8 protein-coding genes and 1 riboswitch are annotated in these 16,780 nt (G+C 39.7%); of the genes, 3 read left to right on the top strand and 5 right to left on the bottom strand.

The genetic code is table 11. The features are described 5' to 3' along the window. Positions 1 to 34: 34 nt before the first annotated feature. The 3 genes from metF to ACFFIP_RS03055 are packed head-to-tail and all read right to left on the bottom strand — an operon-like array spanning position 35 to position 4,730. On the bottom strand, positions 35 to 988 hold the full coding sequence (metF, locus tag ACFFIP_RS03045; protein WP_382386089.1) for a methylenetetrahydrofolate reductase [NAD(P)H]: 954 nt from the start codon (positions 986 to 988) through the stop codon (positions 35 to 37). Between the two features lie 6 nt (positions 989 to 994). Then, entirely contained in the window at positions 995 to 3,694 is a 2,700-nt protein-coding gene (metH, locus tag ACFFIP_RS03050; RefSeq protein ID WP_382386090.1) for a methionine synthase, read from the bottom strand. Then, positions 3,687 to 4,730 carry a homocysteine S-methyltransferase family protein gene (locus tag ACFFIP_RS03055; RefSeq protein WP_382386091.1) on the bottom strand — a complete coding sequence of 348 codons (1,044 nt, stop codon included), beginning with the start codon at positions 4,728 to 4,730 and terminating at the stop codon, positions 3,687 to 3,689. The genes metH and ACFFIP_RS03055 overlap by 8 nt, the downstream gene beginning before the upstream one ends. 55 nt (positions 4,731 to 4,785) lie before the next feature. Beyond that, positions 4,786 to 4,886, bottom strand: a riboswitch (SAM riboswitch). Between the two features lie 178 nt (positions 4,887 to 5,064). On the opposite strand from ACFFIP_RS03055, the gene ACFFIP_RS03060 reads away from it, so the two are divergent. Then, positions 5,065 to 5,625 (top strand): RidA family protein, encoded by a 561-nt coding sequence (locus tag ACFFIP_RS03060; RefSeq protein WP_382386092.1) that lies wholly within the window; start codon positions 5,065 to 5,067, stop codon positions 5,623 to 5,625. Between the two features lie 51 nt (positions 5,626 to 5,676). Here ACFFIP_RS03060 and ACFFIP_RS03065 read toward each other — a convergent pair whose 3' ends face one another. After that, positions 5,677 to 6,984: a hypothetical protein gene (locus ACFFIP_RS03065; protein ID WP_382386093.1), complete on the bottom strand. Its 1,308-nt coding sequence runs from the start codon at positions 6,982 to 6,984 to the stop codon at positions 5,677 to 5,679. 62 nt (positions 6,985 to 7,046) lie between these two features. After that, the gene (locus ACFFIP_RS03070; protein WP_382386094.1) at positions 7,047 to 11,375 is read right to left on the bottom strand and encodes a PAS domain S-box protein; all 4,329 of its coding nucleotides are present in this window, start codon (positions 11,373 to 11,375) and stop codon (positions 7,047 to 7,049) included. Positions 11,376 to 11,493: 118 nt separating this feature from the next. On the opposite strand from ACFFIP_RS03070, the gene ACFFIP_RS03075 reads away from it, so the two are divergent. Next, a complete protein-coding gene (locus ACFFIP_RS03075) occupies positions 11,494 to 13,653 on the top strand; it encodes a S9 family peptidase (RefSeq protein WP_382386095.1) in 2,160 nt (719 codons plus the stop codon). A 10-nt stretch (positions 13,654 to 13,663) separates the two neighbouring features. Further along, on the top strand, positions 13,664 to 16,606 hold the full coding sequence (locus tag ACFFIP_RS03080) for an alpha/beta hydrolase family protein (protein WP_382386096.1): 2,943 nt from the start codon (positions 13,664 to 13,666) through the stop codon (positions 16,604 to 16,606). Positions 16,607 to 16,780: the final 174 nt, after the last annotated feature.

A 16,780-nucleotide genomic window follows, 5' to 3' on the forward strand; every position in this document is an offset into this window, starting at 1 on the left:
AGAAACTCTGGACATTGGAAACTTTTAGTCAAAATCAAAATACTTCCTTCGCTATTCTATATGTAGCTTCGGCTTTACTCATCGTATAATAATGTAAGACAGGAACTCCATTGGCTATCAACTCCTTACTTTGATGAATTGCCCATTTGACACCAACTTCCCTTACATCTGCATTTGTCTTGCATTTTTCCAATTCATCCATCAGGTCATCCGGCAAATCCAAAAAGAAAGTTCGGGGAAGCATGGTAATCTGTCCCAAGGTCGTGATGGGTTTAATACCTGGAATAATAGGCACATTGATCCCCATTTCTCTTACCTTTTTCACAAAGTCAAAAAACTTTTGATTGTCAAAAAACATTTGGGTGACAATGTATTCAGCTCCGGCATCTACTTTTTCTTTGAGATGCTTCAGATCAAACTTCAAACTAGGAGCCTCAAAGTGCTTTTCAGGATAACCTGCTACGCCTACACAAAAATCAGTCTGAAAACCTGTTTCGGTTTCCTCGTGTAAGTACCTGCCATGGTTCATATCTACTATCTGTTTGACCAAATCTTTGGTGTAGGCATGACCATTAGGTTCGGGCACAAACTTATTTTCACTCTTTGGGGCATCTCCCCTCAGTGCCAGGATATTCTGCACTCCTATGAAATTCAGATCAATAAGCGCATTTTCTGTTTCTTCTTTGGTGAAGCCTCCACAAAGCAGATGCGGCACGGCCTCTACCTTAAACCTATTCATGATGGCCGCACAGATCCCTACCGTACCTGGTCTTTTTTTGGTGGATACTTTTTCCAATAAGCCATTTGGATGTTTTTTATAAATATACTCTTCTCTATGATAAGTAACATCTACAAACGGTGGATCAAATTCCATCAAAGGCTCTATGCCCTCACAAAGATCTTTTAAACTCTGGCCTTTGAGAGGAGGTAATATTTCGAAAGAAAACAAAGGCTTCTTTGCCTGATTGATATAGTCAGTAATTTTCATAATTCATTATTCTTGAACTTTCAATGAAGGAGTATAAGCAAGATTAGGTGAAAGCCACCTTTCTGCCTGCTTTATTGAAACATTTTTCCTCTTGGCATAATCAGCTACCTGATCTTCTCCGATTTTTCCCAATCCAAAATATTTACTTTCAGGATGTCCAAAATAAAATCCGCTGACTGAGGAAGTAGGATACATAGCAAAACTATCTGTAAGGGTAATCCCTGTATTTTCCTCTACCTGTAATAAATCAAATAACGTTCTTTTTTCTGAATGTTCTGGACAGGCTGGATACCCTGGAGCCGGTCGTATCCCTTCATAATCCTCCCGAATCAGCCCCTCATTATCCAATACTTCTCCAGATGCATATCCCCATATTTCTTTGCGTACCAGTTCATGCAAATATTCTGCTCCAGCCTCCGCTAACCTATCAGCCAATGCTTTGAGCATGATGTCATGGTAATCATCATGCTTCTCCTGAAACTCCTTCAGCTTATCTTCAATTCCCCAACCTGCGGTAACTGCAAAACCTCCAAGGTAATCCTTCTTAGTTGGATGGATATAATCAGCCAAAGAACGGTTAGGCACTCCTTTCCCCTTTTTTCCCTGCTGTCTTAAAAAATGAAAAGTAAATTTTTTTTCATTATTCAATACGCTGATATCATCCCCATGTCTTTGGACTGGAAAAATTCCAACCACTGCTCTGGCTTCAATCCACCTTTCCTGAGTAATCCTATCCAACATGGCATTGGCTTCCTCATATAAGCGCTTAGCTTCCTGGCCAACCACTGGATCTTCCAAAATCTTTGGAAACTTTCCGCTCAACATCCAGGTACTGAAAAATGGAGTCCAGTCAATATACCTCCTTAACACACTCAAATCAAGCGATTTAAACACTTTTACTCCTTCTTGAGCAGGTCTTAAAGGTTCAAAATGTTCCCAATCTATAAAAACTGGGTTTGATTTGGCTTCTTCATAAGATACCAGTTGCTTGACCTGTTGTTTGGCCTCATGCTCTATCCTCAATTGTCTGTACAATTCTTTAATCTCCTGATGATAAGCATCTCTTGTCTCTTCAGAAATAGACTCTCCTGCAATTGGAACTGATTTGGATGCATCCGTCACATGAATAACAGTTCCACTGTACACTGGATCTATCTTCACTGCTGTATGAATCCGGGAAGTAGTAGCACCACCGATCAGCAAAGGGATTTTGAGCCCTTGTCTTTCCATCTCCGAAGCCACATTTACCATTTCATCCAAAGAAGGGGTTATAAGACCACTTAAACCTATAATATCTACTTTGTTTTTGATCGCCTCATCAATAATTTTCTGGGCATCTACCATGACTCCTAGGTCAATAATCTGATAGCTGTTACATGCTAGTACCACTCCCACGATATTTTTGCCAATGTCATGCACATCCCCTTTTACTGTCGCCAAGAGGATTTTTTTAACACTACTTTGTGTGGCATTGTAGTCCAAATCTCCAACTTGTGGCATAAAAGGTTCCAGATAGGCCACCGCTTTCTTCATAACCCGCGCAGACTTCACCACTTGAGGCAAAAACATCTTACCTTCTCCAAAAAGATCCCCTACCACATTCATCCCGTCCATCAATGGCCCTTCTATAACTTTTAGCGCATTCTGATATTTCAACCGCGCTTCCTCAGTATCGTCGATGATGTGGTCAATGATTCCTTTTACCAAAGCATGCTCAATCCTTTTTTCTACTTCCTGAGACCTCCAGGCTTCAGACTGAATTTCTTTTTTACCCTCAGATTTGACTGTTTCTGCAAAAGCCAACAAAGCCTCTGTTGCATTTTCTGAACGGTCAAAAAGAACATCCTCTACTTTTTCCAAAAGGTCTTTTGGAATATCATCATAGACTTCCAACATGGTAGGATTGACTATCCCCATATCCATCCCATGCTGAATTGCATGATAAAGGAATGCAGCATGCATAGCTTCCCTCACTGGATTGTTTCCTCTAAAAGAAAAACTCACATTACTTACCCCTCCACTGACCTTTGCCCCTGGAAGATTCTGTTTGATCCATTGGGTGGCATGAAAGAAATCAAGGGCATTTCTCCTATGCTCTTCCATCCCCGTTGCCACTGGAAAAATATTAGGGTCGAAAATGATATCCTGCGGGTTGAACCTAACCTGATTGACCAAAATATCATAACTACGCTTACAGATGTCAATCCTTCTCTGATAGGTGTCTGCCTGGCCTTCTTCATCAAATGCCATCACCACTACAGCTGCTCCAAATTTTTTGATAGTTTTGGCCTGGTTGATAAACTCTTCTTCACCGTTTTTCAAACTGATTGAATTGACGATCCCCTTACCTTGGATACATTTCAATCCTGCCAAAATAATCTCCCACCTCGAGGAATCGATCATAATGGGGATTCTGCTGATTTCAGGCTCAGAAGCAATCAGGTTTAAAAATTTTTGCATCGCTGCCACACCGTCTAACATCCCCTCGTCCATACAGACATCTAAAATCTGGGCTCCTCCTCTGACCTGTTCGAGCGCAATTTCCAATGCTTCATCATACTGCCCGTTCAAAATCAATCGGGCAAATTTTTTGGAACCAGTGATGTTTGTTCTTTCCCCAATATTCACGAAATTGATTTCAGGAGTGAACACCAAAGGCTCCAGTCCTGACAGCTTTAAAACATTATATTTCTGGATCTTAGTCATCACCATTATTTACAAGTTCCACTTTTCTTGGTTGATATTTATCTGCAATCTTGGCAATTGCGGCAATATGCTCCGGCGTAGTGCCACAGCACCCGCCTAATATATTGACATAACCTTCTTTGGCAAATTCCTCAATCTGTTTGGCCATATCCTCTGCATCTTGATCGTATTGACCAAATTCATTGGGCAAGCCCGCATTGGGATAGGCTGACACTAAAAAAGGTGCATTTTCCGACATCACTTTTAGATACGGCCTTAATTCTTTAGCACCTAAGGCGCAGTTTAATCCCACACTGAATAATGGAATATGGGAAACTGAAATCAAGAATGCTTCTGTAGTCTGCCCGGACAGAGTCCTGCCTGATGCATCCGTAATTGTCCCTGAAACCATAACTGGAACACCACCTTCTTCAGGATTAAGAGGGATATTTTTTTCTTCAAAAACCTCCTGGATAGCATATAATGCTGCTTTGGCATTCAGCGTATCAAATATGGTCTCTACTAAGAGGATATCTGCCCCACCGTCCAGAAGGCCCTGCACCTGTTCTTTGTAAGCAGCTGCCAATTGGTCAAAAGTAATGGCTCTGTAACCGGGATCATTCACATCCGGCGAAAGGGATGCTGTTTTATTGGTCGGGCCTAGGGCACCTGCAACAAATCTCGGTTTTTCGGGATTTTTGGCGGTAAACTCATCAGCAACTTCCCTGGCGATTTTTGCTGAATGGTAATTAATATCATAAGCCAAGTGTGAAAGCCCATAATCTTCTTGCGCAATGGAAGTCCCACTAAAGGTATTTGTTTCTAATATATCTGCTCCTGCCTCAAGGTAAGCTGCATGTATGGATTTGATCACATCAGGTCTTGAAAGTGATAAGAGATCATTGTTACCTTTAAGAGCCTTGGGATGATTGGCCAATTCTGGTGTCCTAAAATCCTCTTCAGACAGTTTATATCGCTGAATCATGGTACCCATGGCACCATCAAGGATAAGGATTTTTTTCTTTGCTAAGGAAAGTAATAACTCGCTTCGGTTCATAGTCTAATATAATAAAAGCTTATGCGAGTATAACCGGATGAAAAAGGAATTCTTCCGCTCATCTTTTTCCGGCATTTCCGGAAAGGGATTTAGCACCTTGTCATTCAGGTTGCTAAGACGTCATAGGGCCCTTCCCTCGGTCTTTCTCGATAAGCAAGTTCAAAGGTAATTCCTAATCTTGAATTATATTACATTTTTTCAAATTTCTTACATAAATATCGAGAACTATTCAACATTGAGAAAGTTTTCTTACAAATTCCCCATTCTTAAAAGTTATTGTTTGATTTGCAGATTCACTCCGTTATTTTGTGTAACATAAAAATCCAAGCCTCCTATGAATAAAGCAATCCTTTTTCTGATTGTATCTGTTTTGCTTTCATGCACAAAACAGGAATCTTCCACTCAACAGCCGCTACCGCTTGAATGGAATGCAGAAACCAGAATAACAGAACTTGGTATCCAATTACCCGAAGCAAGTTCTCCTGTTGCCAATTATGTCAACGCTGTTCGTGTTGGAAACCTACTTTTTTTGGCTGGGAAAGGACCAAATCTTCCAAATGGAAATTACATCACAGGAAAAGTAGGGGAATCATTAAGCATTGAAGAAGGGAAAGAAGCGGCAAGATTAGTTGGAATAGCGCAATTAGCCGTCTTGAAAGCAGAGTTAGGAGATCTCAACAGGGTAAAAAGAATTGTAAAAGTTCTTGGAATGGTCAATTGTGGGGCTGATTTCACCCAACATCCACAGGTCATCAATGGTTTTTCCGATCTAATGGTGGATGTATTTGGGGAAAAAGGAAAACATGCCCGGTCAGCCGTCGGCATGAATTCCTTACCTATGGATATTGCCGTAGAGGTTGAATTGATAGTGGAAATTGAAGATGACGATAAATGATCAAAATGTCAATTAAACCCACCCGAAGAAAACTCAGAAACGCATTAAATGCTAAGGCCTTACTCCCACACTGAATTGAACATATGGATTGGCCATATATTTGAACATGGCCAATCCAGCCAATTGATAAGGACTCAGAGGCACTTCATAACCGGCATGGGCTCCTAAAACAAGATCAAAGATTTTTTTTGAGGATAAAGGAATTCCATAGGTGATAAAAACTTCAGGCTTGGCCATTGCACCATGACTTCTTAAATAACCATCATGATCAGGTTCTTCGAATAATCTTGGAAAATCAGGTTTATTGTTACTGGTCAGGGAATATCTTAGATTTCCGAATCCAAGCCCGGCCAAGGCTCCAATTTCCAGATTTCTAAGGTCAAGAAATTTCATTCCTCCATTTGCATAAATCCTTACACTGTTTAGACTATGCGTCTTTGTAGCATTCGCCCTTCCGCCATAACCTAAATTGAAAACATCCACCCCATATACCAGGTTTTTATTGTATCCAAGAATTTTCACTCCCCAGTTGTTGGGTCTTCCTGAAAATGGCTCCAGGCCATTTTCCTTCAAATGTGTATTAAAAGCATCTGGAGAAGTGAAGTGCAAACCATAAAAGAGATGTGCTCCAAGACTTGCATCCTTGTAGAAGAATTTGTAATCCGGCAAGGTCAGTCCAGCCCCTAATCTTAAAAATGCCCCTGATTGAATATTGTTGAAATTGACACCATTTAATTGCCAGGAATCCTCAAAAGGGCTAAATGAGTAACCAAATTTGGCAATCAATGCCAAAGCCTCATCTCTTCCCGGAATAGGCATATCATAACTCATATGAAAGCCGATTTCAGTCAAGAAATTTGCAAAATTCAAAGAACTCTTATGTATGTTTCCATCTCTGAGAATAAACCCTTGTTCAGGCTGTTGCAAAAATTCATCAAGACTACCAGACTCTCGGTCCTTTAACATTTGAAAATTAAGAAATCCAGCACCAATAGCCATGTAATGGATCAGCTGAAACCTTCCTTCTTCTGTAAAAGAAAACCCAACATTTAGATTAAATCTTGTTGTCCTAAAGTCAATGTCATAACCATTGAAGCGGGATTTGGGACCTGGATTCTGAAAAAGATCAAAACCAACTACGAAGTCATTGTACCTAGCCTGATAGCCAAGGTTGAAGTTACTATAACCCTTCCTCATTGGACTAAGCCCCTTATCATCAAGCATTTGATTAAACTCCCTGATATTAGACCCAGTCTTGCCATATGTGAAATACATGGTAGAACGACTGGATTTACTATCCTGTGCTTGAAGAGAAAAAACACTGAGTAAAACGAATATGCAAACAAATACGGGTTTCATGATTTTGGATTTCATCCCAAAAATAAAGCTAAACTCATTACCAATGATCGAAAGCATAAAAATTATACGTTCAGAAACCTGATGATTTTAGAATAGAGATTATCTGGGTTGAACGGCTTAGGAATAAAGTCATCCATACCAACTTCCTCTAATTGAACTTTGACATCAATCAATGAAGATGCTGTCAGGGCAATGATCGGAACATTACTTTTGTTAGGATCAGGGTGCTTTCTGATATATGCTGCCACAGCGAATCCATCCAGTTCTGGCATTTGAAGATCCAAAAGGATCAAATTGAAGTTATGTTTATCAAACTCCTTAATGGCTTCCTTACCATCATTTGCAATTACAACTTCCCTTACTCCCCATTTATTCAGAAATTTATTGATCATGATCTGATTGACAAGGTTGTCTTCTGCCACCAAAATTCTGGCCATCTCAAGATTCTTATCTAAAGAAGCAATTTGCTGAAAATGAACACTTGTTATAGCCTTAACCTTTTCAAACCTGATCACAAAAGAGAAAATTGTACCTCCTCCAGGTCTGCCCATCACATCAATATCTGACCCAAAAAGATTCACCAATCTTTTTACAATGGCCAATCCAAGACCTGTTCCTCCAAATTTCCGAGTAGTCTCCGCACTCGCCTGAGTAAATGCCTCAAATACAGATTGAATCTTTTCCTGAGGTATACCAATACCTGTATCCTCAAAATCAAATTTAATGGCTATCCCTTCCGAATCTTCATCTATCCTGTTCAAAGCGATTCTAATATGACCTTCATGGGTAAATTTCACGGCATTCGAAACCAAGTTATTGATCACTTGTCCCAATCTCACTGGATCACCTAATAACTTGGCAGGTATTTCTTCATCGTATTCGAAAATAATATCCAATGCCTTTTCTCTTGCCTGATATGTATAAGAATGAATAAATCTGTTGATGACATTTTTGAGTTCAAACTCCACATTTTCAAGTTCAACTTTACCGGAATCTATCTTTGTAAAGTCAAGAATATCATTGATAAGACCGAGCAGATTTTCGGCTGAAAACTGCAAAGTTTTAAGGTTTTCAAGTTGGTCAGGCCTAGGGCTATCTTCTATCAATAGATGAGACATCCCGATTACCGCATTCATAGGTGTACGGATTTCATGGCTCATAATTGAAAGAAACTGCGACTTTACTTTAGAAGCCTGTTCTGCCCTTTCTTTTGCCAAATACAATTCTTTTTGAGCTTCTTTCAACTCCGTGATATCCCTTGCAATACCATTATAAAAAAGATTCCCATCTTCTGTGCTCACCATTTTTCCGTGAGAGCTGAAAACCCGCATAGCGCCATCTTTTCTTCTCAACCTGAACTCAAGGTATTGATTGTTTTCAAGGAAATGTTCATCACTGACAAACTGTCTATCAAACTCCATCAGATCCTCATCAGATAAGAAATCTGTAAGCTTTTTATCCAAGACTTCAAAAGTCTCATATCCTAAAAACTGTTTGACATTGGGCGACACGTAGGTAAGTGTCAGATCGGGAGCCATTGAAAAAATAACCTCTGTGGATTCTTCTACAAGGCTTCTATATTTCTCTTCACTCTTTCGAAGGTTTTCTTTTGCCTCATGTTCATCCGTAATATCCCGCAAAATCCCCAGTGCATATTCTACCTCACCTTCGTACATGATGGGCTTTACGGTCATTTCATAAACCCTTTTTCTAAAAATCAGGAATTTGTTGACGTCCTTCTTCTCTTGTAAAGCAGATACTACAGCAGGTTGGATTTCACTAAGATTGGTTTTATGAACTTCAGAAAGTGTTTTCCCTTCAAAGTCTTCAGGACTCATACCCCAATTGCTCATTGTGGTACCTTGGGCTACTATGTACCTCAAATCTCTGTCTATCAAAAATACGGAGGTCAAAGGTATATTTGAAGCAAGTACTCTGTATCGCTGTTGACTTCGTATAATTTCCTCGCGGCTTTTCTTCCTTTCGGTTATATCCTGCAATAGCCCCTCGTGCAAGACTACTTTCCCATCCTGATCAAGTGCTTCTGTGGATTTATCTTCCACCCATCTATATTCACCTGTCTTCTTCTTAATTCTATATTCGCCTGAATATGCAGGAATACCTTTCTCATCTGTTTCTTTCAAATGAAAATCCATCAACTCCTCCACATCATCAGGATGTATGAGATCCAAAATGCTCACGCCTCTGGTAATAAGGTCATCTGCGTCATACCCAAACTGACTGATATTTTCCGTGATATAAAGTATCCTAAAACGGTCATTAGGATCGACAGTGAACAGTACGGCAGGACTATTTTCAACAACCATTTTCGCCCTTTTTGCTAGAGCTTCTTGCTTTTGAAGAATAGACAAGTTTCGGATAACAAAGGAGTATCCTATTTTTTCAAAATCATTATTTAAAAAAGATTGGACAGAGATATCATAAGGCTGAACTGTGCCGTTCACCGCTTTGAGGTTCAATTCTTTTTTGAGAACCTTTGATCCCTTAAGTCCAGAGATAGTATTCTGAAGTGAATTTACATCTGTCGAAAGAAAGTCAAATAAATCGAAAAGGGTGCCCTGATAATTGGCAGAAGTAGAAATGTTACACTCGTTTCTTGCCGCCCTGTTCAAGTAAAGTATATTCCAATTATTGTCCGTAACAAAAATAGGGTCATCCACCTGAGCAAGAATCTGAGACTGAAGTTTCAGGTAATTTTCAGCATCCCTCTTATGGGTGATATCTGAACAATAGCCATAAATTTCTATTTTTTTGGATCCCGGAACAGGCCTGACTTCTATGCTGTAACTGATGTACTTTTCCTTTCCTTCTGAAGATTTGATCACAAATTCACCTGAAGAGCCTGTGAGATCAAATACCGCTTTTCTTAAGTTTTTGATCAATAACTTTCTGCTCAATTTATCCAGTCTACCCAGAAGGTCCCCTACATTTGCTGACACCACATCTTCTTCAAGGTCAAAAATTTTATTCAATCCCTTAGAAAAGAAAATCTTTTTTTTGCCTGAACTATATCTCCAAGAACCTGATTTCGCCAAAATCTCAGTGGACTCCAGAAGGCGTTCATTACGGTCCAAACTCTTTTTGATTGCCCTATTGATGAAACTCCCCGCATAGATATCCCCCAATTGACGGAGCACATATTCATCTTTTTCGTACCAATCTCTTTTCTGTTTGACAGCATCAAGTCCAAAAAAACCTATCAGCTTGTTCTCAGAAAAAATTGGGATTAAAATAACTGATTTAATTCCTTGCTGTAGGTAAACCTCTTTTTCCTTTGCCAAGGAATTTTCCATTTTCTTCACGTCCGGAACAATCAGAATTTCACCTCTTCTCAAAGATTTCAAGGTGGTAGCATCCTCATCGATAGGGATGTATTTTAGATATTCTATTTGAGGTTCTATTTCAGAATTGGTCCATTCATAGGCATACTCAAGCGTACTGGTATCGTCATGTACCAAAAAGATATAAGCCCTGTCTGCTTGTTCAAAATCTCCCAACATCTGAAGGGATTCCTTGAAAACATTATCCAACTGATCAAAGTCGGCATTCACAAATTTGGCAGAAATCCTATTGATCAATATTTCCAGTTCGTATCTCTTTTGCAGGGATTTTTTAGCCTGATAATATTCAGTTACTTCCCTTGCACTGAATAGAATTCCTTCAACAGAGGGATCTTTTATCAAGTTTTTGCCATAACATTCTAAAAATACCCTGCTCCCATCCTCCTTATTAATCCAAAAATCTATTTTAACTTCTTCTTTAGAATCCCAAAGTTTTTCAAGGTTCCCTTCGACTATTTCAATGAGACCTTTACCAATAAATTCCCTGATTGACTTACCTATTACTTTCTCTTGGGCAATCCCCAATTTGTCGGTTACTCCTGAACTGATAAATTTATAAATGCCATTTTCATCCAGAATCGCCAAAAAATCATGACTATTTTTAAGAACAGCTTTAACAAAACCCAACTCCTTCAAAGAATCACTTTCAGGTGAATGGGGCTGGCTGGAGTCCAATAACTCTGTCAAAGTGATATGATGCCTACCCTTTGCTAAGCAATATCGTTGGTCATTATTGGAAGTAAGATTGATAAAAGCCCAGTGAAACCTTTGGTGGATGCCCCTTTTATCTTTTAAAGTCCTAACAAAATCTGCCTTCGGAATATCCCCACCCAAAAAGAACCGGTACAATTCATTTTGGCTCGCCCCACTGTTCACAAATTCTTGCCATTTTTTATACTCATGCTCAAAGTTTTCCCTCCAATATTTATTCACAAAAACTATCTGGTCTTCACTAAAAACCATCATGGGATCAGGTACTTCGTCAAAAAAGCTGAAAACGGATATATCCAATTTTTCAAAATATGCCATACAATCCTGTAAAATTAAATGTAGATTATAATTTAATTGGTTTACTTTAAGGGAGATTGAGTAAACAGCCAATCTAAATATATTAGTTGTATTTCCATAATTAAAATCAAATTTTAAGATGACCATTAGATCAAGAATAATCCTATTACTGGTCTTGTGCTGCTTTCATGTTGCCCATGCACAAAAAGACAATCTGATAAACATCACAGATTTAACGAAAATCGTCAATAGTTCTTCCCATGAAATCAGTCCTGATGGTAAAATGGTAATTTACCTCAAGAATTTTGTGGAAGACAAGGGAAATGATCAATATTCATACAAGTCACAGCTTTGGATTTCGGATTTAACGGCACCCTTCGCCAACAAACCACTTACTTCCTCAGAGTATAACATCTCATCTCCATCGCTATCTCCTGACGGAAAAAAAGTAGCATTTGTAAGACCTAAAGACGGGAAGTCACAAATATGGATACTACCGCTAGATGGCGGTGAAAGTCAGGTTCTAACCAATGAAAAATATGGAGCAGGAAACCCTGTTTGGTCCGCTGATGGAAAGAAAATCCTATTTACCACTACTATACCAATGTGGGCAATCGAGGGCAATCCTGAATGGGAGATGCCACGTCCTGGAAGAAAATATGGTGATGAACCTGACTACAGGGCCATCAAAGAGGGATTGGCCAAAGAAGAAATCAAGCCAAACCCAGATGGAAGTTTGGAAGAAATGAGGGCATACCTTGCTCAAAACGCTGCCAAAAATGACCCAAGGGTAATAGACCGTCTGAATTTCCTTGGAGAAAAAGACCTTAGTCCTGATCTTTACTTTTCCCATTTAAACATTTCGGATATTGAAAGCGGAAAAAGTGAAAGAATCACCAATGGCTTTCAAAACTATTTTGGGGCCACTTGGTCACCTGATGGTTCCTACATCTTGGCTTCAACACTGAAAAACACCCTGCACCCAGATCTGACTAATCATACAGAAATCTGGAAAATCAACCTGTCAGACAAGTCTGAAAGTAAATTTTTCGGCTTGGAAAACCATAGAATCGGCAACCCTGTTTTCTCTTCTGACGGAAAATGGATCGCCATCGGTGGACAAAACCTTGACGAACCAAGCTATAACATGTCAATGATTGGTGTCATTAGACCTGATGGCAGTGGCTTCAGATGGCTTACAGAATCGTTGGATAGAAGTGTTTCCAACCCAACATGGGCTGACAACAACCTTGAATTGTTCTTTACAGGTGCCAATCAGGGCGGGTTCTCTCTTTGGAAAGCCAATGTAAATTCAGGTAAAATCGACGCTGTTATTTCCGGTCCGGTCGGAGTGACAAGTTTTGCCGTCAAAGGCCAAAAACTGGTTTACGCTTTAACAAAAATCGAGAATCCTTCAGAAATATATACTGCCGACCTTGCCAATAAAAATAACCAGCAAATCACCAAATTCAATGAAAGTTGGCTAGCTGGTAAAAAACTTTCCAAACCAACTGCCCATCAACTCAAAACAAATGATGGTTTTGTCTTGGACTACTGGGTAATGGAACCAACTTTAAGAACGGAAGGCACAAAATATCCGACTATCCTTAATATGCACGGTGGACCTTCAGCTATGTGGGGACCTGGAGAAGCTTCCATGTGGCATGAATTCCAAGTTATGGCAGCTAAGGGCTATGGCATAGTCTATGCCAATCCGAGGGGAAGTGGTGGCTATGGTAAGGCCTTTCAAAAAGGGAACTTTCAAGATTGGGGGGATGGGCCATCAGCCGATGTCTTAGGTTCTTTAGATGCTGCAGGGAATCAGTATTCTTGGATTGATCAGGACCAATTGTTCCTAACAGGAGGATCTTATGCGGGATATTTGACCGCTTGGATAGTCAGCCATGACCACAGGTTCAAAGCGGCATTTTCTCAAAGAGGAGTCTATGAACTGACTTTCTTCTTGGGTGAAGGCAATGCCTGGAGGTTGGTTCCCAATCATTTTGGTTACCCATGGGAAGATGGAGTCAAAGAAATTTTGGATTACAATAGTCCTCAAACCTATGTTCAGAACATCAAAACACCACTCTTGATCAAACATGGAGATGTAGACTACAGGACAGGTGTAAGGCAGTCCGAGTTGCTGTATAAAAGTTTGAAAATCCTGGGAAGACCAGTTGAATATGTCAGATATCCTGATGAAGGGCATGAATTGTCAAGATCCGGAGCTGTCTCTAGAAGAATTGACAGAATGGCCAGAATAATCGAGTTTTTTGAAAGATATGTCAATCATCCTTAACCCTTAAAAAATGAAAAAATCATTCATACTTTATCTTATCCTTGGACTCTTTATTTTCCAAGGCTATGCCCAACAGGACCCTATCGATCCCAAACCAATTTCATGGCAGGATATCCCAGCCTGGAAATCAATTTCTACACCATCCTTTCAACTATCAGCTGACGGCAAATGGATGGCTTATGCCATCATGCCTGTGGAAGGAGATGGTGAAATTGTCATCCAAAAATCAGATGACCCTGGAAATAAAAAAACTTACCCAATAGGTTCGACAACATTTCCCAGTATTTCTTTCTCTGAAAACGGACGCTGGATTGCTTTCAAAGAATATCCAAAGGATAAAGAGAAAAAAGCAGCCGTAAAATCAAATGGCAAAGGCCTAAAAGATAAGCTGATCCTTTTGGACCTTCAGAGTGATTTCAAGAAAACTGAGTTTGAAAACGTTGGAAACTTTGCATTCAATGGTAAATCATCGTCTCATTTGGCTATCAATCTGAACAAAGAAGGAAGCAATGGAGATGCAAAAGGATCCGACCTCCTACTTGTTCATCTGAACAGTGAAAAATCCCAAAATATCGGTAATGTCCTAGAGTTTTCTTTTAATAAAGCAGGAGACTTCTTGGCTTATACCATTGATGCCGCCAATCAGTCCGGAAACGGTGTTTACCTATTACACATCACTTCAGGCAAAATAGAACTGCTTGAGTCAGATAAGGCAACATACAGATCAATCAACTGGACAGAAAAAGGTGATGCCTTTGCCCTCTTGAAAATGGTGAAAGACAAAGCGTACAAGCAGGACCACGGAAAAGTCCTGGGTGTGAAAAACCCCTCAAATCCACAAATAACCTTATATGATCCACAAAAGGATTTTGTTGGATTTGAAAAGAATTTCACCATTAGTCCAAATAGGAAACCAATGTGGTCAGAAGATCTGAGCCGGTTATTCTATGGGATACATCCTTTAGTAGCTGAGAAAAAAGAAGCCAAAAAAGAAGAGGCTCCAATAGCCAACAAGGATTCCCTCAACAAAGCCCAATTGGAAAAAATAAAGGCAGACACCTCGATTAAATCTGTTGAGGATCTACAGAAAGCCATTGCCAAACTAGAAAGTGGAAAACAAAAAACTGAAAATAAAAATGACTTGAGTAAACCAGATATGACCATCTGGCACTGGCAGGACAGTAGGCTACAATCCCGTCAACAGGTTCTGGAAAATCAGGACAAAAACTACAGTTTCTGGGCAATGTATGATGTAAACAGGAAAAAACACATAGCGCTCCAGGACAGTAGCTTGAGAGAACTTACCATCTTACCAAAGGAAAAGTATGCCTTGGGCGCTGATCTGCAAGCTTATGAATTGGACATTAACTTAGATGGTCAAAACTACAGAGACTTATATATCATCAACCTTCAAACAGGTGAAAGAAAAGAGATTTTCAAAAAGTTTTATCTTCCATCCTTCTCATCCTTCCCAAGATCTTCTCCCGATGGAACGAAACTCCTTTTTGGGTTAGATGGTCATTACTATGTAATGGATTTGATTACAGGAACGCAGCAAAACATTACTGAGAGCCTCAATACTACTTTTGTCAATACTGAAGACGATCACAATGTCGTGAAGCCTATGGTTCCGGCTTTGGGATGGAGCAGTGACAATAGATTTGTCCTGTTAAGGGATGAATGGGATATATGGCAAGTTCCTGTTTCAGGAAAAGATAAAGCCATAAATCTGACCCAAAACGGCAGAGCTGAAAAAATCAGGTATCAATCACGGTTTACCTTGGATTCTGAGGAAAAGGGCATTGATCTTTCCAAATTTGTATATGTCAGAACCTATGGAGAAAGAACCAAGAAAAGCGGTATTGCCAGATTAAGACCGGGTAAATCGGGGCTTGTTGCAAATGCACAAACACTGATTTGGGAGGACGCCAACATCAATAGGTTAAGCAAAGCAAAAAATGCTGAAGTCTATTATTTTACCAAAGAGAAATTCAATGAGCCTACAGAGTTTTACATATCTGCTGATGGCAGCTTATCAAATACCAAAAAGGTTACTGAAAATGCTCCTGACAAAGGTAGATTCATTTGGTCTTCGGGCGCAAGACTTGTTGATTATGTCTCCGATAAAGGTGATTCATTAAAAGCTGCTTTATTCCTTCCAGCAGGATACCAAGAGGGTAAAAAGTACCCTACCATTGTGTATTACTACGAAAAACTATCTCAGACCTTACACAATTACAGTACTCCTGGATTTAGTGGTACAGGCTGGAACCCTAATGTTTACACCAGTAATGGATACGCTGTTTTGATCCCTGACATCGTGTATCAGATGGATGACCCTGGCATGTCTGCTGTTTGGTGTGTGCTGCCTGCCGTGAAAGAAGCTATCAAAACAGGCGTGATTGACGAAAACAAGATGGGACTTCACGGACATTCATGGGGAGGGTATCAGACATCTTTCCTGATAACCCAAACAGACATGTTCAAAGCTGCGGCAGCAGGAGCCCCTTTAACCAATATGATTTCAATGTATGACTTGATCTATTGGAACAGTGGTGGGGGAAATATGTCAATTTTCGAGGCTTCACAAGGTAGGTTTACAGGTGGCCCTTGGGAAAATTGGGATTCCTATCAGAGAAATTCCCCTGTTTACCACGTTAAAAATGTTAAAACTCCCCTATTGATGTTGCACAACGACAAAGATGGAGCTGTTGATTTCACACAAGGCATCGAATATTACAATGCATTGAGGAGGTTGAAGAAACCGGTAATCATGGTTCAATACAAGGGTGAAAACCATGGTTTATCCAAATTGGAAAACCGTAAAGACTACAGTGTAAGAATGATGGAATTCTTTGATTATCACCTTAAAGGGGCTGAACCAGCTGACTGGATTAAAAATGGAGTCGAAAGGCTTAGGCTTGACAGTCACTTAGATAACAGGCTATTTTAAAAGCATTTTGACAAAACTAGTCGAGAATTAAAACTATAAATTAGTTTTGTTTTAAGGTTAATTAGTTGAATTTTAATGATAATAAAACCAAAAAAATACCCATAAATGGGTATTTTTTTGGCGTAAATAATTACATATACTTGTACATCTTTTAGAGGTTCTCTAAAAAAGTGT

It is taken from the genome of Fontibacter flavus (assembly GCF_042432905.1).
Classification (GTDB): domain Bacteria; phylum Bacteroidota; class Bacteroidia; order Cytophagales; family Cyclobacteriaceae; genus Fontibacter; species Fontibacter flavus.